The sequence below is a fragment of the Haloterrigena gelatinilytica genome (assembly GCF_013342145.1).
In the GTDB taxonomy this organism is placed as follows: domain Archaea; phylum Halobacteriota; class Halobacteria; order Halobacteriales; family Natrialbaceae; genus Haloterrigena; species Haloterrigena gelatinilytica.
On sequence record NZ_JABUQZ010000001.1, the window covers coordinates 2216315 to 2237439 of the forward strand.

Below are 21125 nucleotides of genomic sequence, written 5' to 3' on the forward strand. Positions count from 1 at the left end.
CCTCGTCCGGAGAGGAAGCCCGCAGTAGCGCGAGTTCCGGACCGATCAGTTCGTCGAGAGCGTGATCGAGTCGGTGTCGGTCGCACCGTCAGCGGTAGTCACGCGCAACACGATCGTGTCGCGGACGTTCGTACCGACCGTCACCGTGATCGTCTCACCGGTCTTGTCGAACTGCGCCGTCTGGCCGACGTCCCACTCGTAACGGACGATCTCGCCGCCGCGCGCCTTCGATCCCGACGCGTCGAGTTGGACCGTCTGCCCGGACTCGAGCGCCGACCCGACGAAGTTCCGGGGACAGGCGGTAATGGACGCGACGGGCGCTTCCGCCGCCGTCTCGTCTTCGGCGGACTCGTTCTCGTCGGCCTCCGCTTCGTCAGTCGCGTCCTCCTCGTTCGTCTCGTCTTCCCCGGCCTCGCCGTCGTCCGTCTCGTTCTCGTCGGCACCGTCGTCCGACTCGTTCTCGTCAGCGCCGTCATCCGACTCGTTCTCGTCAGCGCCGTCATCCGACTCGTTCTCCTCGGAACCGTCGTCCGTCTCGTTCTCCTCGGAACCGGAGTTCCCGTCGGCCGCCTCGAGTCGGAGATCGTCCGTCAGCAGCCGCTCGACGATCGCCGAGTGCCACTGCACGCGGGTCTCGAGGGGGACGCCGGTCGAGAGCGTCTCCGCGAGGAACGCGTCGGCACCGAGGTCGCGAGCGGCCTTGTGGACGAGCAGTCCCCTCGGGTCGTTGTCGGGACTGGAGAACGGCCCGGTCTGAAACGCGAGCGCCTGGTCGTCGACGTAGTTCCGGGTGACGTACTCGGCCGCATCGGCCGCGGCCGCGGCGGCTTCGCCGTCGGAGTGGAAGATCGCCTGCCCGACGCCGTCAACGGGATCGTTCGCGTAGATGCCCGTCGACTCGTGGAGGTCGATCACAACGTCCGGATCGTACTCGACGACGACGCTCCAGAGCGCTCTGGCGAGGTCGGTCCCCGGCTCGCGCCCCTCCAGGAATTGTCGATTGAGGTCGACGCCGTCGTCGGCGGTCCGCGTCCCGTTCTCGACCGCGGCCGCGTTCGCTTTGGGGATGGTGACGAGAGTTCCGGCGCCGATCTCCCAGTCGGCGATCGCACCCGTCGCCGTATAGCCCGCGACCTCGTTACCGTGGACGCCGCCGATGACGACGACCGTCGGGCCGTCGACGTCCGCGCTCGTGACGTAGACCGTCGTCTCCTCGGCCGTTCCCTCGCGAATCGTGAAGGACTCCCGTGATGTTCCGTCCGCCTGTGCCCCATCGACTGCCGTCGCGCCGGCGCCAGCGATTGCGCAGGCGCCCGCGAACGACAGTACCGATCGTCGTGAAAGCGCATTCCGCTGCATTCCACCGCCCGATTCGGAATAGGACGTGTTTACTATCGCGAGAATAACGTCAGCAGATATTCTTTTTCTTCTTTCGAAACCGTCGTGAAACGGTTGTAAAGAGCGAATCAGTTCGGGAGACTCGAGGTAGTTGGCGGCCCGTTCGAAGCCGTTACCGAACGCCGTGTTGCTCGTAGAACCGCCGGACGCGGTCGTCGGTCAGCAAGGGTCCGTGGACCTGAATGGATTTGAGGCCGGGGTAGCTGTTTGCTTCGATGACGGTGAAGCCGCCGTCGTCGTCGGTTACGATAACGTCCCAGCCGACGTACGGAAGGTACGAGCAAGCGTCGGCCATCTCGAGGATCCGCGATCGAATCCGCTGCCAGCCGGGGATCTGTTTCCCTTCGATCGCCATCCCGGTGTCCGGGTGCTCCGAGTGCCACTCGACGCCGTCGCCATCACCGTCGGGGGGTTGCGCGCCCGGGCCGAGCTCGCCCGTCCTGCGGTCGATCGACGCGGAGAGGCCGCCCTGCGTGAAATTGTCCAGCGGCGCGGAGTCCGTCGTGCCGATCCGCTGGATCGCCGCGGCGATGAACGGTTCGTCGAGGACGTCGTCGTACATCGTGATCAGCCGGATCGTGTTCGGCGTCGCCGGGTACAGCGCGGCCGGGAACGTTCCCTGGTCGACGAACTCGCAGACGAGGTAGTCCTCGAGATCGGCGACCAGCGATCGGAACTCCGCCTCGGCGTAGCGGTCGCCGTCGACCCGGTAGCCGTCGTCGACGCGCGAACACAGCATGACGTTGTTTCCGCCGCCGCCGTGGACCCACTTGAGGACCAGCCGCCCCTCGACCTCGAGTCGGTCGACGACTCGCTGGGCGGCGTTTCTCGTCTCCGTCCGCGGTGACGGCCGGGCCGGCTCGGACGCCGGTTCGCCGACGCCGATCGGCTCCGGGACCGTCGGCCCCCCGTCAGCTATCTCGCGGCCGCGTCGGCCGTCGACGGGATGGTAGGTCCCGTCGCGGAGCAGTCCGTAGACGGTCATCCGCTCGGCGTCGAACGGCTGCATGAGCCGGTGAAAGAGGAGCTTGTTCGAGAGGGCCACCGACCACGTCCCGTTGATGCGTTTCGTGCGCACGAACCGCTCGTAGTCGCTCACGTAGTCGCGGTAGTTCTCCGAGTCGAGGTCGTAGACCGCGTCGGATCTGCTCAGGAAGCCGCGCCGCCAGAGCCAGAGGCGTCGGCGAAGCGGTCGCGAGACGTCCGACTCGTACTCGGTCCCGACGAGTCCCTGCACCGCCCTGGCCGTGTGGTAGAGCGTTCTGACGTTCACGGATGAGCCCGCAACGCGGTTCCTGTTAGTTATCGAACTACCAAGACAGTTGCAGTCAGAGCGCGGACGATGTGACCAACAGAAATCGTGCAGATCGGCGGGCTCCCCGCTCGAGAAGCGGAGATAGGGCGGTGCGGCTACTCGGTCAGTACGCGACGGACGATCGCGGTCCGCTCGACTGCCGTCACGGCGAGGACGCCGAGGACGAGCGCGATCGTTGCGACGATCGGGAGCGGGCGCCGTCGGACGCCGCTTCCGGCGGCCCAGCAGAGGCCGGGATACTGCCGCGCGGACGCGGCGGCGCCGCGCAGGTACCACAGCCCGCGGAGGAGACGCCCCTCGGAGAGGTAGGCCTTCGCGACGACGAGCCGGTGGGCGGCGCGGATCTCGTACCCCTCGGCTTCGAACCGTTCGACCTCGTCCTCGTAGATCGAAAGGTACTGCTCGCTGGCCGCTCGGATGACGGCCGCCGGCGGCTGGCCCGTCTCCTCGCGGACGACCAGCGGTTCGTCGACGTACGCGAGCTTGCCCGCCTTGAGCACTCGCAGGCAGAATTCGGGATCCTGGAACCGGTCGAGTTCCTCGTCGAAACCGCCGATCTCGCGGGCGACGTCGGTCCGGACGAGCAGGGTCGAGCCGGCGCCCGGCTGCACCTCGTCGGCCAGGATCGGCCCGATCAGCTCCTCGCCGCCCTCTCGGACGGGTTCGTCGTCCGATCGCGCGAGCGCGGACGCGGCGACCCCGCGGAGGCGGTCGTTCGCCCCCGACAGTTCGTAGGTCGAGTCGCAGTAGACGCCGACCCACTCCTCGGATCGCCCCTCGAGGGCGGCGAGTTGCGCCTCGAGTTTCTCGGGGCGCCACTCGTCGTCGGAGTCGAGGAAGGCCACGTACTCGCCGCGGGCGTGCTCGATTCCGGTGTTCCGGGCCACGTTGGCCCCCTGGTTGGTCGCGTGGACGACGGGCCGAACCCGGGGATCGTCGTAGTCGGCGAGCACGGACGGCGTCTCGTCGGTCGAACCGTCGTCGACGACGACGACCTCGAGGTCGTCGATCGTCTGCGCGAGCGCGCTGTCGATCGCGCGCGGAAGCGTCTCGGCTCTGTCGTAAGTCGGGATCACGACGCTGACTCGTGGCATTTCTCCCACCTCCGGACGGTCGAGTCATTATTATCGCGTCGCTAAACGCCGGGGACGGCGGCGACACCGGACGACTCGACTCGAGTCGATCGCGCCGGACTCGGGACGCGCGAATCGAGGCCCGTCGCGACCCGAACCGGGGCGGCTCGCCGCCTAACAGCTGTATAAGAAAGGCCGACAGGTTCGTCGACCCGGTCAATGACCCACCGGAACAGACGACCGCTCGTGCCACCTGGTGGCACTGTGAGGGCGAACAGATTCGCCGACGATCGCACGGAGACGGCGCGGGACGCCGCCCTGACCGCCCCGCCGGAGGGCCGCTGATGTACCGCGGAGCCACGGTCGGCGTCGTGATGCCGGCGTACGACGAGGAGGGGTTCGTCGGCGACGTGATCCGCGAAATGCCCGACTACGTCGATCGGATCTACGCCATCGACGACCGCTCGACCGACGGGACCTGGAACGAGATCCTCGAGGCGGCCCGCGACGACGCCGACGCGAACGCGGGACGCGACGCGGCCGACGACGCGGCGCTCGTGACCGACGGCGGCGCGTCCGTGCTGACCGAACGGGCGTCGGTTCAGGACGCGATCGGACGGGTCGTCCCGATCCGCCACCGCGAGAACCGCGGCGCCGGCGGAGCGATCAAAACCGGCTATCTCGCCGCGCGCGCCGACGGCGTGGACGCGACCGTGACGGTCGACGCCGACGGACAGATGGACCTCTCGCAGATGCCGCGACTGCTCGATCCGCTCGTCGAGAACGAGGCCGACTACGCGAAGGGGAACCGTCTCCTCTCGCGAGAGTACCGCGCGGCGATGCCGCGGTTTCGGTTCGTCGGGAACGCGATCCTCTCGTTCCTGACCAAGATCGCCTCCGGCTACTGGAAGACGATGGACCCCCAGAACGGGTACACGGCCATCTCCGGCGACGCCCTCGAGGCGATCGATCTCGAGCACCTCTACGAGTACTACGGCTACTGCAACGACCTGCTGGTGAAACTGAACGTCCACGGAATGCGCGTCGCGGACGTGGCGATGCCGGCCGTCTACGGCGACGAGGAGTCGAGCATCACGTACTCGGAGTACATCCCGAAGGTGTCGACCATGCTCCTGCGGAACTTCCTCTGGCGGCTGAAAACGAAGTATCTCGTGCTCGATTTCCACCCGCTGGCGTTCTTCTATCTCGTCGGCGCCGGACTGGCCGCGACCGGCGTCCTCGCCGCCGCCGTGACGCTGTTCGCGACGCTCGCGACGGTCGGTCCGTCGGTGCAGGGGTCGACGACCGTGTTCCTGCTCGTCGCCGGCATCGCGTTCCTCCTGTTCGCAATGGTGTTCGACATGGCCGAGAGCGAACACCTCGAGCGGCAGGTCCGCTAGCCCCGTTCGTCGTCGCGATCGCTCGTCGCGTCTCCAGTTCCGTTGTCGTGATTCGCCCAGCCGTCCGGTTTCTGCTTCCGTCGCTGTTCGCCGTTCTCGAGTTCACTTCGCGTCGGGTTCCGGCCCGTCGGTCCGCAGTGTAACTAGTTCTCAATCGGCCGAAGAATCAACTCGATCGGAGATCCGAATACTACACTCGACGGTCGCAATCGACCAATCGGCTGCACCCGCTCGAGCGGGTCGTCCGAGGAATAGCAACGGCGTTCCGCGCGAATCGGGATCGAACCCGGTCGGTCGCATTCGCTCCGCCGACCGATCAGGATCAGGGAAGGAGACTCTGGATGCCGGGGCCGAGGATACCCAGCGCGAGTCCGGAAACGAACAGCGACAACCCGGCGACGAACAGCAGGCTCTGAAGCCAGCTTCGCGTTTCGCCGTCCTCGTCCCCTTCGCCCTCGAACGACACCTGTATCGCGGCCGCCCGGGAGCCGATGGGATCGGGAAACGCCGAGAGGATCTCGAACGGTTCGGACGGGTCCAGCGCGCCGACCAGCAGCGCGAAGCCGACGAAGATCCCGAACCCGACCGGCGGGACCACCGCGAGCGCGAGCCACGGGTTCGTGATCACCGTCGCGAGGGCGACGATGGGACCGGCCGCGAGGACGGTCGTCAACGCCGCTCGAGCGAGTCGCGCGTCGGCGAGCGGATCGAAACCGACGCGACGGGCGCTCCAGCAGTGGCAGACGAACATCGTCCCGTAGCCGATACTGGTGGCGACGGCCGCACCGTGCATCCCGTAGCGCGGAATGAGCGCGGCGTTGAGGACGACGTTGAGCAGTGCCGCTACGCCGGTGGCCGCGATCGGATACCGGAGGTTCCCTTTGCCCTGCGAGACCGCGAGGATCGGTCGGGCGAGCGCGAACCCGAGCGCCCCCGGCAGCAACAACAGGAGGGGTTCGATCGCCGGAACGGCTTCGTCGCCGAAGTAAATGGGCACGGCGACGTCGGCCAGCGCCGCCAGCCCGACCGCCATGACGGCCGTCAGGAGGAACGTGTATCGCGTCGCCCGCGACGCCAGTTTCGAGATCTTTCGGCGGCGGTTCTGGGACCACAGCTCCGACGTCGAGTGGACGAAGACGGTCTGGACCGCCAGCGGGACGAACCAGAGGAACTCGGCCAGCGCCAGCGCCGCCTTGTAGTTCCCCACGTCCGCGCTCGTCCGGAACCGCTGGAGCATCACGATGTCGATGTGGTACAGCGACATCAGCAGGAACACGAGCACGATGCTCATCGTGTTGAACGTGAGCATCTGCTTGCGCGGGAACCGTTCGGTCGGCGTACTCGAGAGACACGACAGCGGAACTCGGCGGTTGACGATGGCCAGTCCGGCGACGGCCACGAGCAGACTCGCGACCAGATGGCCCGCGAGGACCCCCATCACGCCGACCCCGACGTACGCCAGCGGGACGGCGATGACGACGAACGCGACCGTATCGAGGATCTTCAGCGGCTCCGAGTAGCGCTCGAGGCCGAAGCCCATCAGCGTCTTTCGGGCGTAGTCGCGAAACTGCGCCGTCACGACGAGGGCGGCGAGCGCGTAGAAGTAGATCGCGAACCCGTCGCCGAACGCGCGGTCGACAATTCCCAATCGGGCGGCGAGTATCAACAGGAAAGCGCCGACGGCGGCGAGACCGATGGCCAGCCGAAAGTAGAAGCCGACGACGTGTTCGCTCCAGTTCGCGTCGTTGCGATCCTCCGCGAGGAACTTCCGGACGCCGTCGGTGACGCCGGAGCTCACGAAGATCATGTAGATGGCGAACACGGACAGCAGGAACGCGTAGTCCCCGTACTCCGACGGGCCGAGAAACCGATAGAGGAGCGGCGTCGAGAGGGCAGTGAGGAGCTGCACGACGACCTTCACACTGACGACCGAGAAGACGCCGCTCGCGATACTTCGATTCACGCTCTCACCGGGGAGCGTCCGTGCTGAGGGTCGGCGGCTCCCCTCGCCGACGCCCGTTCAGCATCCAGCGTGCTCACAGTAGTGCGACGTAGCGACGGCGAAGACTTATTATACGGGTGTTAAACCCCGGTGAGTGGCCGACACAGCCGATCTCCGTCCTCGCAAGGGTGACCGTCTCGACTATTCGATCGTGTTCTCCCAGGTCGTGACGCCGCTCGCGCCGAGGTCGCGGATCCCGCCCGCGAGGCGATTCTTCTTGAGGGTCGGGTTCTCCGCGGACGCGTAGAGACAGACGGCTTCCTCGCCGCCCGTCGACTCGAGGTCGGAGTCGCGAACGAGCGCGTCGGTCCCGACGTCGAGGTACGGATACTGGCTGGCGCGCAGTTCGCTCTTGTAGACGGTCAGGTCCGCGCCCGTGTTGACGATGGCGTTCCGGTCGGTCCCGTCGCGACCCTCCTGGGTGACCGAGATGTGACTGAACCGGCAGTTGTCCCGTTCACAACGGATCCCGTCGCGGAAGCCGCTGGCGTCGCCGGATCGGCCCGAGATCGTGAGGTGTTCGGCGAGGATCCGCTCGGATCTGTCGCTGTCGCGGATCCACAGCGGGTAGCCGCCCGCGGTCTCGTGGCTGATCGACGTGTCTGCGATCGTCGTCTCGCCGCAGTCGGGCGAGAGGACGATGCCGTGGTTGACGTTCGACCCGCGGATCCGAACCTCGGTGTTCTTGATCCGAGCCTTTTCGCAGGTGTTCATCACCGAAATCGCGTGGCTCGTCGGCATCGGCGAGGTGATATCGACGAGTGCACCGTAGATTTCGATGTCCCGACCTTTCTCGATCCGGATTCCGCGCTGGGATCGATCCTCCGGTCGCGACTCGTCGACCTCGACCGTCGGCCACCGAATCACGCTGTTCGCGCCGCCGACGCGGATGTTCGCTCCGTTACTGTTCCGGTAGAGACCGCCGCTGACTACGATCTGTCCCTCGCTGCCCGCCGCGTAGAGCCCGTTGTTCGGGAAGCCGCCAAGCCAGCAGTGTTTGAACTCGAGGGTACCCGCGTTCTGGTTGGCCTCGATCCCGATCGGGCCGCGCCAGCGCTCGCCCGCGTTCGGCGTGTTCTCGACCCACGCGCCGCCGTCCGGCGCCCGAAACCGCTCAACGAGTCCCGTCCCGTCGGGATCGGTGATATTGAACAGTCCCGGACCCCACGTCCCGCTGTCGTGCTGGCCGCGAACGGTGATGTCGCGCACCTCGAGCCGATCGGAGACGTAGGCTTCGATCGCTCGGATCCCGGTATCGGGGGCCGTCTGATCGACCTTGAACCCCTCGAATCGGAGGCGACTGCCGGGGTTGTAGGTGACGCCGAGACGGAACAGCCGAAACTGCGGGCCGTCGAAGGCGTGGTAATCCGCCGGGACGAGCGTCGCGTCGTCGCCGACGAAGCCGATGTTCTCGAAGCCCGTGTATCTGAACTGCTCGTCCATGTAGTAGCGCCCCTCCGGGAAGACGAACAGCGTGTCGTCGGCGCGCAGGTCCTCGAGGACGGGCGTGATCGATTCCGTTCCGGTGTTGTCCGCGCCGGCCTCGACGACGTCGACGACGTTCTCGTACTCGTCGTGGTATTCCTCGTACGGGGCCGCCGCGCTCGAAGCGCCGGCGGTCGTCGACAGACCGAGACCGGCTGCACCCGCAGCCGCGAGTCCACTTAGCACCGTGCGTCGTGTTTGTCCTGTTCCTGTTCGTCCGTCGCCAGTAGATCGATCGGCACCGTTCCCATCCGACTGAAACTGCGGCGAGTTCATCCCATCCGAACACCGCAGATCGCTTCGTTCCACCATTGATATTCACTTCTTTCTGAGTGATGACGGGGTCCAGTAACTATGGCTTCGGATAGCAAGCTTTTAAGTCCGAAACCCTATGGGGTAGTGGTAGATTACCCAACACTTGCAGCATCCACAACTGATTGTCGAGATAATAATCTCCGGTTTGAAGCGCACTCGTGCCGATATTCGACGTCTCTCTGAATTACTACTTCGTTTAACAATACTGTCAATAAGATATCTAATACCCCGTCTGACGCTCGTCCGACATCGATAGAATACCCCCCCTCGAGTGCCCGCTCGTTTCGCTCCCGGTTACTGATTCGGCATCCGATCGTTCTCGATCGTCGCCGCGATCAGTTCCGCGATGGCGCGTCGGAGCCGCTGGGAGACCGCCGAGTCCGAAATGCCGAGCCGTTCGGCCAGATCGTCCTGCGTGATTCCGCGGGGAATATCGAAGTAGCCGCCGTAGTAGGCCATCATGAGAATCTCGTGTTGCTGGTCGGTCAGGTGGAAGGTGCCGCTGTCGGAGACCGACGTGTCGTACAGCTGAGTCACGCGAAAGGAGATCCCGTGGTCGCGACACCGCGCTCGAAACGCGATCAGCGCGTCCCGGTTCGGCAGGTAGATGCGAGCGACCCAGCCGCGTTCGCCGCTCGTGACCGTGAACACGAACAGTCCGTGCTCGCCGCCCCAGTCGGGGAGGACCGCGAGGTCGGTCTCGAGTGCGACGCGGAAGATCGTCCGATTCTCGAACGTCGCGATGCGGGTCGGGTCCGAGACCGTCGGGTCCGACGCCATCGAATCCTCGACGGCCGTCTCGTCGTCGCTGAACACGGAGACGAACTGGTATCGACGGTCGTCGGTCGACGCCTCGTACTCGTACCGGAACGTCGTCTCGGGATGGTTTGCGATCGTCGATGCCAACGCGAGCTCGTCGTGAACGAGATGAACTTCAGCGATAAATCCCATGCAATGCCCGTTTCCTATCGCGTGGTCGGGAACGGCGTCCAAACCTATACGGAGGCTAAGCGACCGTTTCAGTAACCGGGACGACCTCGAGTCGGTCGGCGACTCAGTTCAGATACCCCAGATCGGCCAGTCGGTCGGTCACGTCTTCGTCGGGCTCCGACCGATCAGAACCGTCGCCGTCGTCCTCGTAGGTCGCGTACGATATCGGATCGACCGGATCGACGACGGGAGCGACGCTTCCGTCCATGCGATCGCTGTACGGGACGTTCATCGAAGACAGGACCGTCGGTGCGACGTCGAAAATGTGGACGCGATCGAGCGACGCCTCCTCGTCGATCCCCTCGCCGGCGGCCACGAAGATCCCGTCGAGCTTGTGGTTCCACGGTTCGGCCGGGCCGAAGTACTCCCCGTCGCGTAGCTGTTCGGAGATCATGTGGTCGAAGCCGTTGGGGATCGTCACGATGTCGACGGTATCCTCGACGCGGTCGCCGTGGAAGTACCGCTCACGCGGCGCGACCGTCTCGAACAGCGCCTCGCCGTCGGGGGTCTCGACCGACTGGAGGCGCCGGATCAGCTCCTCGCGGAGCGCCTCGTACTCCTCGGGCGGAACGACCCCGTTCGGATCCCGCCCCTCGAGGTTGATCCGGACGCCGAGTTCGGTTCGGGCCCGGACGTAGGCCGCGGAGTTAACGAAATCGACCTGCTCGTTGGCCGTCCGCGAAACGCCACTCGGCGCGTACTCCCTCGCGAGTTCGGCGAGGCCGACCCGCTCGAGGGCGGCTCTGATGCGGCTGGCGGTGATCCCGAACCGGGCGGCGATCGACGCCGCACGCGCCGTCGTGCCGGGTTCCCAGGACTCGCACTCCTCGCCCTCGCGGAGCCGCCTGCGCATCGGCGTCCACGACGGCATCCCCTTGCCGCCGGTCGTCGTCTCGAGGTAGCCTTCGTCCCGCAGAAACTCGTTGATCCGGAACTCGTAGCCGTCGTACGGCCCCATCCCGTGATCGCTCACGAGGAAGACGCGATCCGGATCGCAGTCCTCGAGCACCGCCGCGAGCTGGTCGTCGGTCGCCTCGTAGACCCGGTTGACGAGTTCCTCGTCGCCGGCGAACTCGTGGAAGACCGTGTCCGTCTTCTGGAACTGGAGAAAGCCGAGATCGGGATCGAACTCCTCGGCGAGGTACCGAAACGCCTCGCCGCGCATCCGGATCAGATTTCGGTACTCCGCGATCTTTTCGTCGTCGGACAGCGAGTCGTCGCCGCGCGTATAGGCGGGGTAGACGCGGTACTCGCCGATTTCGTCGCGGACCTCCTCGAGAAGTCCCTCGGGGTGGCAGGGCGGATCCTCCGGCCCCAGAAAGCCGGGGATCACCGCGCCGTCGAACTCGTCGGGCGGGTGCGTCACCGGCGCGTTGACGACGACGCTCGAGCGGTCGTGTCGGTCCAATAGCGTCCACAGCGGGTGCGCCTGGACGTCGTCGTTGCTCGTCACGTGCCAGTCGTAGCCGTCGTAGCCGACGAAGCCGACCACGCCGTGTTTGCCGGGGTTGACGCCCGTGTAGATAGACGGCCAAGCGCTCGGCGTCCACGGCGGAATCTGGGACTCTAACGGCGCGGTTGCGCCCTCGGTACACAGCCGCTCGATGGTCGGAATCCGGTTCTCCTCGAAGAGTCGCTCGAAGACCGGTCGACACCCCGCGTCGATCCCGATAACGAGCGTATCTAGCCCATCCGATTCGCCCTCGGTACGCTCGGTCGGTGTGGTGTCGTCACGGTCAGACGTCCGTGTCATCGTTGCAGTAGATTTGGTTGTCGTCGGTCGCTTCGGTCGACCGCTGCCGACTCCCTCCCGGCAGCGGTTTCAGTCGATACGGCACAGCTATCTACTTACTGAAAGAGTGATCAGCCACTTCATTATCGTTCCGTTAAACGGTCGGAGACGCCCGAAATTCGGAGAATTTCCGTCATGTCTCTTCCGGGTGGAGTCGGAATCGACGGGAGCACGTCGGCAGTTCCAGCGACCGCAGTCGTACGCCGACGCTCTCACGAAACGAGATGTCCGTTGGAAGTCAGACAACCCCTCTCGAGTTCAGTACCTGTCGTCTCGTGGTGTCTGATTCATATCGGACTGAGACTCGAGACGTCGTATTGTTTTTCGTGAATTATAAGTCCACTTATATAGTTGCGGGCGGCAGTGAGTTTCTGATGTTTGAATCCCTGCAGTAGCGGTGCTGCCCGCCACTCCGTCCGCACGAATCTCGAGTCCGAAGGCGAACTGTCCGACGAGACCGGCCTCGACCGCTGCGTCGCGTGGGATCGAGGCGCCCTCGCCGTCGCGAGGGAGATCACACGGAGAATCGGAACCGACGGAACCCCATCGGTGACGTACGACCGGACGTCGGCGAACCGACCGACAGAACGAGGTGGCTCTTCGACGTCCGTACTCGTACGGTCGGTGAGTTCCTCCATCATGTCCACTCGATCACTCACCCAGCGGCGGTCCAATTGGATCGCCGTCCTCGGTCCGATCGTCGCCGTCTTGTTCGCCACCGAATTCGCCGCGTATCTCCTGACCGAGTGGCCGACGATCGCGATCGATCCCGCGTTCTTCCAGCATACGGGCTGGTACGTCCTCGAGGGCGGCGTTCCGTACGTCGACGTCTGGGACGTGAACCCGCCCGTTCCGTTCGCGATTACGGCCACGCTCGCTGCCATCGCGGGCGGGAACATGTACATCCTCCACCTTCTCAGCGTGATACTTACCCTGCTCGTCGCCGCCGCGGGCGTCCTGCTGGTCGGATGGGTCGCCTTCCTCGCGACCGGAGAGGACGCCGCGGCGGTCGCCGCCGGCCTCACGATGCTCGTCGTTCCGGAGCTCTTTGTCCTCCCTCTGGCCGGGGTCTGGGCGCAGTTCTACGCGCTGTTCTTCGGCGTCCTTTCACTCGCGCTGGCCCTCCGCGACCGGCCGTTTCAGGCCGGGGTCGCCGCGGCACTGAGCGCCGGCTCCTGGCAGTCCGGGGTCGCCTTCGCACCATTGGTCGTCGGGATAGCGTACCAGCGAACCGGCGGGAGAGGCGCGCTCCGGGCCACCGCGGGCGGCGGCGCCGTGGCCGGCGTCGTCGTCCTCGTGTTCGCGGCCGCAGGTGCGCTCGTTCCGATGTTCGTACAGACCGTGATCGCGCCGCTGGTCGCCGGCTCGCCGTACACGCTGGCCGAACGCGTTTTCTCGATACTGCTGGTGTTCGGCTACGGGTCGGTGCTCCTCCCGGTGGCGCTCTACGGGTGGGCGTACACCGCCGTCCGCGACGTCCGGACGCGATGGTGGGTTCCGGCCGGCGGGGTGCTACTCGGCCTCCAGGTGCTGGTCGTCGATCTGGACGGCTCGACGGACACGTTCCTCTGGCTCGCCTTCGTCGCGCTCGGCGTGGCCGTCACCGTCGAACGCGCGACCGCGTGGCGATCCGTCGCGACGGACCGACCCAGTGACGATGCGACCCGCACGAACCGCTACCGGTGGAAGGTCGTCGTCGCCCTCGTCGCCGGATTGATCGTCCTCTCGGGGCTGGCCTGGAACGTCAACTCGCCGCCCCCGAAGTCGACGCTCGAGACGATGGAGCGGGAGGCCGAGCCGGACGAGCACCTCCCGATTTCTCCGGACGATGCGAACAGCCCGTCGATGCGGACCGTCTACTGGGAGCAGCTGAAGCCGGAGACGTGTCACTACCGGTTGAGCTGGACCGAAGTGCGGTGGATCGTGATGACCGACGACCGGCTGAACGCAGAGCGCTGTGACGGATGGCCGAACCGCATCGATCGCGGCTAGGGACTCGGTACCTCGAGCGGGTCGACTCACAACCGAGGCGGTTCGACGACGGAGTGTTCGCTGATTCCCGGCGCGGACTCGACCCGCTCACCGACGGATAACCGTTCACGTGGTGTGAATCCTCCCTCACACGTGACCGACGTCGCATTCTACTCCTAATTGCGGACGGGTAACTGATCGCCGTAATAGACGCACAATTGCAGGTCAAACCGTACACTGATTCTCGAACAGGGTACTGTAGCCATGGCTACCGTCGAAACTATCCTTTCGTCGATTTTCAGTACCGTCCTCGAACTCCACTCCGGACAACTCGGATTGCTATCGGGTGTTCTCGTCGGCCTCCTCTATTGGCACGGGCTCCGTCGGCCGTCGCTCGCTCTCCTCACCGCGTTCTATCTGCTGGCGCTCGGTATCGTGCCTGCGTCCGCGAGAGGGCTTTTCGTGGTTCAATCCAAACCGTGGTACTTCTGTTCGCTCTTGCTCATCACCTCGCTCGGTGCGATTAGCGTCCGTATCGTCTGGACTCGAGTATCGTACTCGAATCAGTCTCAACTGTCGGAGGTCGGACAACAGGAGTTTTAATCGGCTTCATCCCCGTCCGTGAGGGTGTGCCGTTCGCTTCGAAAGGGGCGTCAGAATCCGATCCTCCGAGTTCGTAGTCCCGGGTGGATTCGAACCGTGAAGGCTCGAATCCGCTCTTCTGGGCTCGAACCGCCGAGGACATTCGCCGCTCGCGGAATTGCTCGCGGCAGAAGTAGTCCCGGGCGGATTCGAACCGCGAGGACTCGAATCCGCTCGTCTTCTGGGCTCGAATCCACGGGGATACTTGCGCCTCACGAGGTTGTTCGGCGCAAAAGTAGTCCCGGGCGGATTCGAACCGCCGTCATGGGCTATCTTCCGTGACGGCCTGAACCGAACACGTCCAAAGGCCCATATGATTGGCCACTACACCACGGGACTTCTCACGTCGTTCGAAGTCCCGTGTGGCTCGTAAATCCTCCGGATTCACTCACCACCACGGGACTCCTCGTTCCGCATATCCCGGCAGTTCCGACGGAACTGCTCGGTTTCACGCGACGTCACTCGAGTTGTAACGGACCGTCGCACAATAGTGTTACTTTTCGTCCTCGGCGGACACCGCTATCGTCCCCGCTTCGGCCCGCCGATGACAGCTTCGGCAGAGGATGACGACGGTATCCAGCGTGTGGGCGTCCTCGAGTCGGTCGAACGACCGAACGGGCTGGCAATGGTGTACGTCCGGATTTCGTCCGAGGTCGTCCCTGTCTGCCCCGCAGTGCTGGCACGCGTAGCCGTCACGCTCGAGGGCTTGCCGTCGAATCCGCCACCACTTTTGGCCGTAGTCGAATGACTCGCCTTCCCACTGATGGTGGTCGGGCCGACGACGTTCGACGAGAGCCACGCGCCGTAGCACTCGAGCGTACAGAAGGCGCCGTACGATCGGTCGCTCGAGAGGGAACGACCTCGAGGGTCGGTTCGCAGTGCTGGCAGGCAATTCCGTCCTTGTTCGACGGATAGTACGAAACCGAAATCGAACTCGGTGAACCGACGGCTTAGAAGTAGCCTTCGTCGGCCAGCCGCTCGATGCCTTCCTCGAGTCGCTCCTCGCTCGCCGCGTACGAGATCCGCGCGTAGCCGGGGGTGCCGAACGCGCTGCCGGGGACGGTCGCGACGTGGGCGTCCTCGAGCGCGCCCTCACACCAGGCCTGATCGTCGTCGTCGACGGGGACCATCATGTAGAAGGCGCCCTCGGGTTCGGCGACGTCGACGTCGTGCTCTTCGAGCAGGTCGATGACGAGGTCGCGGCGGTCCTCGAAGGCGTCGACCATCTCGGCGACCGGCTCCTCGGTCTCGAGGGCCTCGAGGCCGGCGTGCTGGACGAAGTTCACAGCCGAAGAAACCGAGTGGCTGTGGAGTTTGCCGGCCTGGTCGATCAGGTCCTCGGGACCGGCGAAGTAGCCCAGCCGCCAGCCGGTCATCGAGTAGGCCTTCGAGAAGCCGTTGACCGTGACGGTGCGGTCGGCCATCCCCTCGAGCGTGCCCAGGCTGGTCGGCTCGACGCCGTAGGTGATCTCCTTGTAGATCTCGTCGGAGATCACGGTGATGTCGTGTTCGACGGCCAGATCGCGGACGCCCTCGAGGGCGGCGTCGGAGTAGACGGCGCCGGTGGGGTTCGACGGCGAGTTGACGATCAGCAGTTCGGTCTCGTCGGAGACCGCGGCCTCGAGGTCGTCGAGCGCGGGCTCGAGCTGAAAGTCGGTCTCGGAGAGGTCGACGCGGGTCAGCTCACCGCCGGCCATCTTGACCATCGCCTCGTAGGAGACCCACGCGGGGTCGAGCAGCGCGACCTCGTCGCCGTCGGCGATCAGCGCCTGGACGATCTCGTACAGCGCCTGCTTCGCGCCGGGCGTGACGATGATCTCCTCGGGGCCGTGGTCGAGGCCGTCGTCGGCGAGTTTCTCCGAGATGGCCTCGCGGAGGTCGATGATCCCCGCGGAGGTGGTGTAGCCGGTGTGGCCGGCGTCCATCGCGTCCTTGCCCGCTTCGACGATGTTCTCGGGGGTCGGGAAGTCGGGCTCGCCGACGGAGAGGTCGACGACGTCGACGCCGTCGTTTTCGAGTTCGGTGGCGAGCGCGGAGATGGCAAGCGTTGCGGACGGTTCGACTCGGGTCAGACGGTCGGTGAATTCCATGGTCATCGCTGGTATTACGCTGAATCTGTAGTCGGATCGGAACCGGGAAGCTGGTCGACGAGGTCGAGCGCGCCGTCGACGGCTTTGCCCGCGTTCTCGACGCGTTCGCGCGCTTCGGCGGCGGACATCCCGGGGCCCGTCACGCCGAGCGTTACGGGTGTATCACGCTCGAGACTGACGTCGGAGAGCCGCTGTGCGGTCGCGTCGGTGATCACCTGATCGTGGTCGGTGTCGCCGGTGATGACCGTCCCGATGACGGCCACGGCGTCGACCGCGTCGCGGCGGGCGAGCCGATCCGCGGCCAGCGGCGCGTCGTACGCGCCCGGGACGCGGACCGTCTCGTACACCTCGGCGCCCGCGGCCTGGGCCGCCTCGAGGGCTTCCTGCTCCATCTGCTCGGTGATCGGCCGGTTGAACTCCGCGACCACCAGTCCGAGCGTGGTCATACGCCAGCGGTGGAGAGGGGGCCTAAAAGAGGTACCGTTCTCGACCGCTCCGCGACCCGGCGTTCGGTGTCGTCGCCGTCGAACGGCGACCCGATATGAACGGACCGTCGCGTCTCCCGCGGTCGACCCTACTGGCCGGCCGACAGTTCGTGGATCCGATCGGTGAGTTCGATGACGGCCTGCTCCTGTTTCTCGAACTCGACGACGATTTCGTCCGTCGTCTCCGCGACCGTGTCGGCGTGCCGTTGGACCTCCTTGACCGTGGCCATCACCTCTTCGACCGTCGCCGCCTGATCGTCGTTCGCGTTGGCGACCTCCTGGATACCGTCGGCGGCGGTCTGGACGCTATCGGAGATGGTGCTGAACGATTGGACCACGTCCCGAATCTCCGACTCGGCGGTGCGAACCTGTTCGTGGGAGGTTTCGACCTCGTCGACGGTCTTGCGGGCCTGCTGTTGGACGTGTTCGATCCGCGTCGCGATCTCCTCCGTGTGCTCTTGGGTCTCCTCCGCGAGGCGTTTCACCTCGTTGGCGACGACGGCGAAGCCGGCCCCGTCGTCGCTGGCCTTGGCCGCCTCGATGTTGGCGTTGAGTGCCAGCAGATTCGTCTGGTCGGCGACGTCGGCGATGACCTCGGCGACGTCGCCGATCTCGTCGACCGACTCGTCTAGCGTCTCGACGGTCTCGACCAGTTCCGCGCTGCTCTCGAGGATCTCGTCGGTGACGTCCGTGGCATCCTCGATGGCCGCGACGCCCCGATCGGCCTCCGAAAGCGCCTCGTCGGCGGCGTCGGCGACTTCGCCCGAGGACGCCGCCACCTCCTCCATCGTCGCGGAGAACTCCTCGAGTTCCGTGGCGACGGCCTCGAGGGACTGGTTCTGGCTGGTCACCTGGCCGTCGATCTCGTGGGCGGACTCGGTCGTGCGCTCGATCGAGGCCGCGAGCCCGTCGGTCTGCCGGTTGACGCGTTCGACGAGTTCCTCGAAGTCGTGGGCCATGTCGTTGACCTCGCCGGTCAACTCGAGGAGCGTCGGATCGACGACCCCGTACTGGTCGTGGAAATCGGCTCGGGCGGATAGATCGCCGTCGCCGATGCTGCGGAGCGTGCCGGTCACTTCGCCGATCAACTGCTCGACCGATCGCTGGCGGCGCACCGCGTCGGTCCGGTCGTAGATGAGTTCCAGGACGGTCGCTAGTTCGCCGTCGTCGTCGAACAGCGGCATCGCGAGGAACTCGATGTGGGTCTCCGCGCCCGTGTGGTCTTTCATCGTGCTCTGGTCCCCGTAGACGATGCGATCCGCGAAGCCGTAGTCGTCGTCGACGCGTTCGACGTCCCAGGCCGCGTCCGCGTCCCGCGGGTTCTCCGCGACCTTGTCCGCGAGGGTGTGGTGGCGTCGCCCGTCCGAATACGTCGCCGCGGCCAGGGTCTCGCGGCAGTCGTCGCCGAGGAAGTCGCGGTGATCGGCGTCCAGATTGAGCAGTCGCCTGTAGGGCCGATTGTAGTACAGCACCGTGTTCTCGTCGTCGATGAGGAAGGCCGGATTCGGAATCGCGTCGAAGACCGTCTCGAGACCGACCGACTCGAGGCGTTCGTTGTCGGCGTTCTCGTCCGGATCCGACTCGGGCTCCGTCGCGGCGAACTCGTCGACGCCGATCTGGACGTCGACCAGCGTCGACTTGAGACCGGCGCGAAGCGTCTCTCGGACGGTCTCGAGGTCGGCGTCCGATTCGTCTTCGCCGTCGATCGACGCGAACGCGTCGTCGATCAGCCGATCGATCGCGGGCGCGTACGTCGCGACGTACGTCGACGGGGCGATCTCGCGGTCGGCGTGGTCCCTGGCGGCCGCTGCGACGTCTGCCGCCCGGTCCCCCGCGGTGGGATCGAACAGCCCGGCCGTGAGCTCGGCCTGTGTCGCGACGAGGGAGTCCGGCACGGCCGTCGCCTCGCCGTCGGTGTCGCCGTCGTCCGCGGCGTATGCGGCCTCGAGATCGGTCGCGGTGACGTCGAGCGTCGGAGATTCCGTCTCGTCGGCGAACGATTCGAGTCGATCGACCGTCTCGGACGTGTACTCGACCCGTCGTTCGGCCGACTCGGTCCTCGATACTCCGGGTTCATCTCGAGAGATCCGCTGTGCCATGTGGGTTGGCGGACCAAAGCACCCCTCTGTAAATTCGTTATTGGCCGCCAAGTGACACGTCGCGGGAACCCGTCGATTCGCCGGGTTCCGCCGGATGCATCGACGGGGCTGCGACCGGCCGGTCAGGACCGCGGATAGCGGAGTGAGAACCCTTAAGCGGAGCGAACGTCAACCGCCGCGCAATGACAACGCTACGGACGCCGGGACCGACGCTCGGGGTCGTCGGCGGCGGACAGCTCGGACGGATGCTCGCCGAGGCGGCATCGCCGCTGGGGGTCGAGGTCGTCGTGCTCGATCCGACGCCGGACTGTCCGGCGGCGCCGGTCGCCCGCGACCAGATCGTCGCCGACTTCGACGACGAGGCGGGAATCCGCGAACTCGCCGCGCGCGCGGACGTGCTCACCTTCGAGATCGAACTCGCCGACCAGGACGTCTTAGAACGCGTCAGTGAGGACTCCGGAACGCCGGTCCACCCGAAGCCGTCGACGCTGCGAACGATCCACGACAAACTCGTCCAGAAGCGCGAACTCGAGGCCGCGGGCGTTCCGGTGCCGCCGTTCCGCGAGGTCGAGGACGCCGACGACATTCGCGACGCCATCGACGACTACGGCGCGCCGGTAATGTTGAAGGCTCGTACGGGCGGCTACGACGGCCGCGGCAACGTCCCGGTCGAGTCGAAAGCCGACGCAGAGGACGCCCTCGAGTCGGTCGCCGGCCCCGCGATGGTCGAGTCGTTCGTCGACTTCGAGCGCGAGGTCTCGGTCATCGCCGTCAAGGGAGACGACGAGGTCGCGACCTTCCCGCTGGGCGAGAACGTCCACGTCGACGAGATCCTCCGGGAGACGATCGTCCCCGCGCGCTCGAGCGAGGCCGCAGCCGAACGCGCCTACGACGTCGCGCGGGACGTCCTCGAGGTGATGGACGGACGCGGGGTGTACGGCATCGAACTCTTCGAAACGCCCGACGGCGAAATCCTGCTCAACGAGATCGCGCCGCGCCCGCACAACTCCGGTCACTGGACGATCGAGGGCGCCCAGAGCTCGCAGTTCGAACAGCACACCCGCGCCGTGCTGGGCTGGCCGCTCGGTTCGACGAACCTGCGCTCGCCGACCGTGCTGACCAACCTGCTCGGCGATGTCGACGAGGAACGGCGCGCGGAGTTGGGCGATATCGACCGTCTTCTCGAGACCCCCGGCGCGAACCTCCACTGGTACGGGAAGCGCCAGGTTCGGCCGCTGCGCAAGATGGGCCACGTGACGGTGTCGGCCGAAGACGAGGACGCCGACGTCGAGGCGCTCTTGGAGACCGCGCGCGAACTCGAGGACGCGGTCACGTTCCGGAACTGAACCGCCGACCGGCTCGTTTACCACCGTTTGAAGTCACCAGCGCGACCATCTCCACCCATGAGCGATAGCGTCAGCGATCTCATCGACCGCCTGCACCGCGAGGCCGACCAGGACCGCCCGAACGCGGAGACGCCCGACGTCGGCATCGTCATGGGCAGCGACTCCGACCTCGAGACGATGATGACCGGCGGCCGGCGTCGCGGCGCCTACGACGCCTTCGTCGACGAACTCGGCTTCGCCGAGCAGACCGATTACGAGGAACCGCCCGAAGAGCGCTTCACCTTCGAAACCTACGTCACTTCGGCCCACCGGACGCCGGACTTAATGACCGCTTACGCCGAGACGGCGGCGGACCGCGGCCTCGAGGTCATCATCGCGGGCGCGGGCGGGAAGTCCGCGGACCTGCCGAACATGACCGCCTCGATCGCCTACCCCCTGCCGGTAATCGGCGTTCCCGTCCAGGAGAAGTCGGTCGACAGCGTCATCGGCATGCCGACCGGCGCGCCGCTCGTGGCGGTCGACGCCGGCAAATCGTTCAACGCCGCGCTGTCGGCGGCCCAGATTCTCGCCCGACAGCACGAGACCGTCCGCGAGCGACTCGTGGACTACCACGACGGACTCCGAGAGGGTGTCGGCGACGTATCGCGACGGCTGCACGATCAGGGTACCGCGAACTTCTCGAGCGAGTAATCGGCCGCCGAATCGTACAGCCGTCATTACGG

At 65.9% G+C, this 21125-nt stretch carries 15 protein-coding genes, 1 tRNA gene and 1 pseudogene; 5 read left to right on the forward strand and 12 right to left on the reverse strand.

All coding sequences use genetic code 11. The features are described from left to right. Positions 1 to 45: 45 nt before the first annotated feature. The 3 genes from HTZ84_RS11210 to HTZ84_RS11220 form a co-directional block, all read right to left on the reverse strand. A complete protein-coding gene (locus HTZ84_RS11210; RefSeq protein WP_174680758.1) occupies positions 46 to 1359 on the reverse strand; it encodes a PKD domain-containing protein in 1314 nt (437 codons plus the stop codon). Between the two features lie 151 nt (positions 1360 to 1510). Further along, positions 1511 to 2671 carry a sugar-transfer associated ATP-grasp domain-containing protein gene (locus HTZ84_RS11215; RefSeq protein WP_174680759.1) on the reverse strand — a complete coding sequence of 387 codons (1161 nt, stop codon included), beginning with the start codon at positions 2669 to 2671 and terminating at the stop codon, positions 1511 to 1513. Positions 2672 to 2808: 137 nt separating this feature from the next. After that, complete coding sequence (locus HTZ84_RS11220; protein ID WP_174680760.1) at positions 2809 to 3807, reverse strand: glycosyltransferase family 2 protein; 999 nt, start codon at positions 3805 to 3807, stop codon at positions 2809 to 2811. Between the two features lie 323 nt (positions 3808 to 4130). On the opposite strand from HTZ84_RS11220, the gene HTZ84_RS11225 reads away from it, so the two are divergent. Beyond that, positions 4131 to 5186 carry a glycosyltransferase family 2 protein gene (locus HTZ84_RS11225; RefSeq protein ID WP_174680761.1) on the forward strand — a complete coding sequence of 352 codons (1056 nt, stop codon included), beginning with the start codon at positions 4131 to 4133 and terminating at the stop codon, positions 5184 to 5186. 322 nt (positions 5187 to 5508) lie between these two features. On the opposite strand, the gene HTZ84_RS11230 is transcribed toward HTZ84_RS11225, so the two are convergent. The 4 genes from HTZ84_RS11230 to HTZ84_RS11245 all read right to left on the reverse strand — a co-directional run bounded on the left by HTZ84_RS11230 (position 5509) and on the right by HTZ84_RS11245 (position 11731). Then, positions 5509 to 7149: a flippase gene (locus tag HTZ84_RS11230; protein WP_174680762.1), complete on the reverse strand. Its 1641-nt coding sequence runs from the start codon at positions 7147 to 7149 to the stop codon at positions 5509 to 5511. Between the two features lie 180 nt (positions 7150 to 7329). Further along, entirely contained in the window at positions 7330 to 8985 is a 1656-nt protein-coding gene (locus HTZ84_RS11235) for a right-handed parallel beta-helix repeat-containing protein (RefSeq protein WP_394353266.1), read from the reverse strand. A gap of 297 nt (positions 8986 to 9282) precedes the next feature. Continuing rightward, a complete protein-coding gene (locus HTZ84_RS11240) occupies positions 9283 to 9939 on the reverse strand; it encodes a helix-turn-helix domain-containing protein (RefSeq protein WP_174680764.1) in 657 nt (218 codons plus the stop codon). A 103-nt stretch (positions 9940 to 10042) separates the two neighbouring features. Next, a complete protein-coding gene (locus HTZ84_RS11245) occupies positions 10043 to 11731 on the reverse strand; it encodes an alkaline phosphatase family protein (RefSeq protein WP_174680765.1) in 1689 nt (562 codons plus the stop codon). Between the two features lie 678 nt (positions 11732 to 12409). Between HTZ84_RS11245 and HTZ84_RS11250 the strand changes: the two genes are divergently transcribed. Next, a complete protein-coding gene (locus HTZ84_RS11250; protein WP_174680766.1) occupies positions 12410 to 13762 on the forward strand; it encodes a DolP-mannose mannosyltransferase in 1353 nt (450 codons plus the stop codon). Between the two features lie 243 nt (positions 13763 to 14005). Continuing rightward, positions 14006 to 14344 carry a hypothetical protein gene (locus HTZ84_RS11255; RefSeq protein ID WP_174680767.1) on the forward strand — a complete coding sequence of 113 codons (339 nt, stop codon included), beginning with the start codon at positions 14006 to 14008 and terminating at the stop codon, positions 14342 to 14344. Between the two features lie 275 nt (positions 14345 to 14619). Here HTZ84_RS11255 and HTZ84_RS11260 read toward each other — a convergent pair. The 5 genes and pseudogenes from HTZ84_RS11260 to HTZ84_RS11280 form a co-directional block, all read right to left on the reverse strand. Then, positions 14620 to 14722, reverse strand: a tRNA-Gln gene (locus HTZ84_RS11260). Positions 14723 to 14876: 154 nt separating this feature from the next. Further along, a pseudogene (locus tag HTZ84_RS11265) lies at positions 14877 to 15300 on the reverse strand (HNH endonuclease); the annotation flags it as partial. A gap of 33 nt (positions 15301 to 15333) precedes the next feature. Then, positions 15334 to 16479, reverse strand: coding sequence for a pyridoxal phosphate-dependent aminotransferase (locus HTZ84_RS11270; protein ID WP_174680768.1), 1146 nt, complete (start codon positions 16477 to 16479; stop codon positions 15334 to 15336). Between the two features lie 8 nt (positions 16480 to 16487). Further along, positions 16488 to 16919, reverse strand: a complete 432-nt coding sequence (ribH, locus tag HTZ84_RS11275) for a 6,7-dimethyl-8-ribityllumazine synthase (RefSeq protein WP_174680769.1) — start codon at positions 16917 to 16919, stop codon at positions 16488 to 16490. 128 nt (positions 16920 to 17047) lie between these two features. Next, on the reverse strand, positions 17048 to 19057 hold the full coding sequence (locus tag HTZ84_RS11280) for a methyl-accepting chemotaxis protein (protein WP_174680770.1): 2010 nt from the start codon (positions 19055 to 19057) through the stop codon (positions 17048 to 17050). A 182-nt stretch (positions 19058 to 19239) separates the two neighbouring features. Between HTZ84_RS11280 and HTZ84_RS11285 the strand changes: the two genes are divergently transcribed. Both HTZ84_RS11285 and HTZ84_RS11290 read left to right on the forward strand, forming a co-directional pair. Beyond that, positions 19240 to 20403, forward strand: coding sequence for a 5-(carboxyamino)imidazole ribonucleotide synthase (locus HTZ84_RS11285; protein WP_174680771.1), 1164 nt, complete (start codon positions 19240 to 19242; stop codon positions 20401 to 20403). Positions 20404 to 20460: 57 nt separating this feature from the next. Then, a complete protein-coding gene (locus HTZ84_RS11290; RefSeq protein ID WP_174680772.1) occupies positions 20461 to 21093 on the forward strand; it encodes an AIR carboxylase family protein in 633 nt (210 codons plus the stop codon). The last annotated feature ends 32 nt before the right edge of the window (positions 21094 to 21125 follow it).

Coding starts and splice junctions, on each gene's coding strand:
- HTZ84_RS11240 (WP_174680764.1), bottom strand. CDS start 9,939: ATGGGATTTATCGCTGAAGTTCATCTCGTTCACGACGAGCTCGCGTTG.
- HTZ84_RS11210 (WP_174680758.1), bottom strand. CDS start 1,359: ATGCAGCGGAATGCGCTTTCACGACGATCGGTACTGTCGTTCGCGGGC.
- HTZ84_RS11235 (WP_394353266.1), bottom strand. CDS start 8,985: ATGGTGGAACGAAGCGATCTGCGGTGTTCGGATGGGATGAACTCGCCG.
- HTZ84_RS11220 (WP_174680760.1), bottom strand. CDS start 3,807: ATGCCACGAGTCAGCGTCGTGATCCCGACTTACGACAGAGCCGAGACG.
- HTZ84_RS11255 (WP_174680767.1), top strand. CDS start 14,006: ATGGCTACCGTCGAAACTATCCTTTCGTCGATTTTCAGTACCGTCCTC.
- HTZ84_RS11270 (WP_174680768.1), bottom strand. CDS start 16,479: ATGACCATGGAATTCACCGACCGTCTGACCCGAGTCGAACCGTCCGCA.
- HTZ84_RS11250 (WP_174680766.1), top strand. CDS start 12,410: ATGTCCACTCGATCACTCACCCAGCGGCGGTCCAATTGGATCGCCGTC.
- HTZ84_RS11245 (WP_174680765.1), bottom strand. CDS start 11,731: ATGACACGGACGTCTGACCGTGACGACACCACACCGACCGAGCGTACC.
- HTZ84_RS11225 (WP_174680761.1), top strand. CDS start 4,131: ATGTACCGCGGAGCCACGGTCGGCGTCGTGATGCCGGCGTACGACGAG.
- ribH (WP_174680769.1), bottom strand. CDS start 16,919: ATGACCACGCTCGGACTGGTGGTCGCGGAGTTCAACCGGCCGATCACC.
- HTZ84_RS11285 (WP_174680771.1), top strand. CDS start 19,240: ATGACAACGCTACGGACGCCGGGACCGACGCTCGGGGTCGTCGGCGGC.
- HTZ84_RS11290 (WP_174680772.1), top strand. CDS start 20,461: ATGAGCGATAGCGTCAGCGATCTCATCGACCGCCTGCACCGCGAGGCC.
- HTZ84_RS11280 (WP_174680770.1), bottom strand. CDS start 19,057: ATGGCACAGCGGATCTCTCGAGATGAACCCGGAGTATCGAGGACCGAG.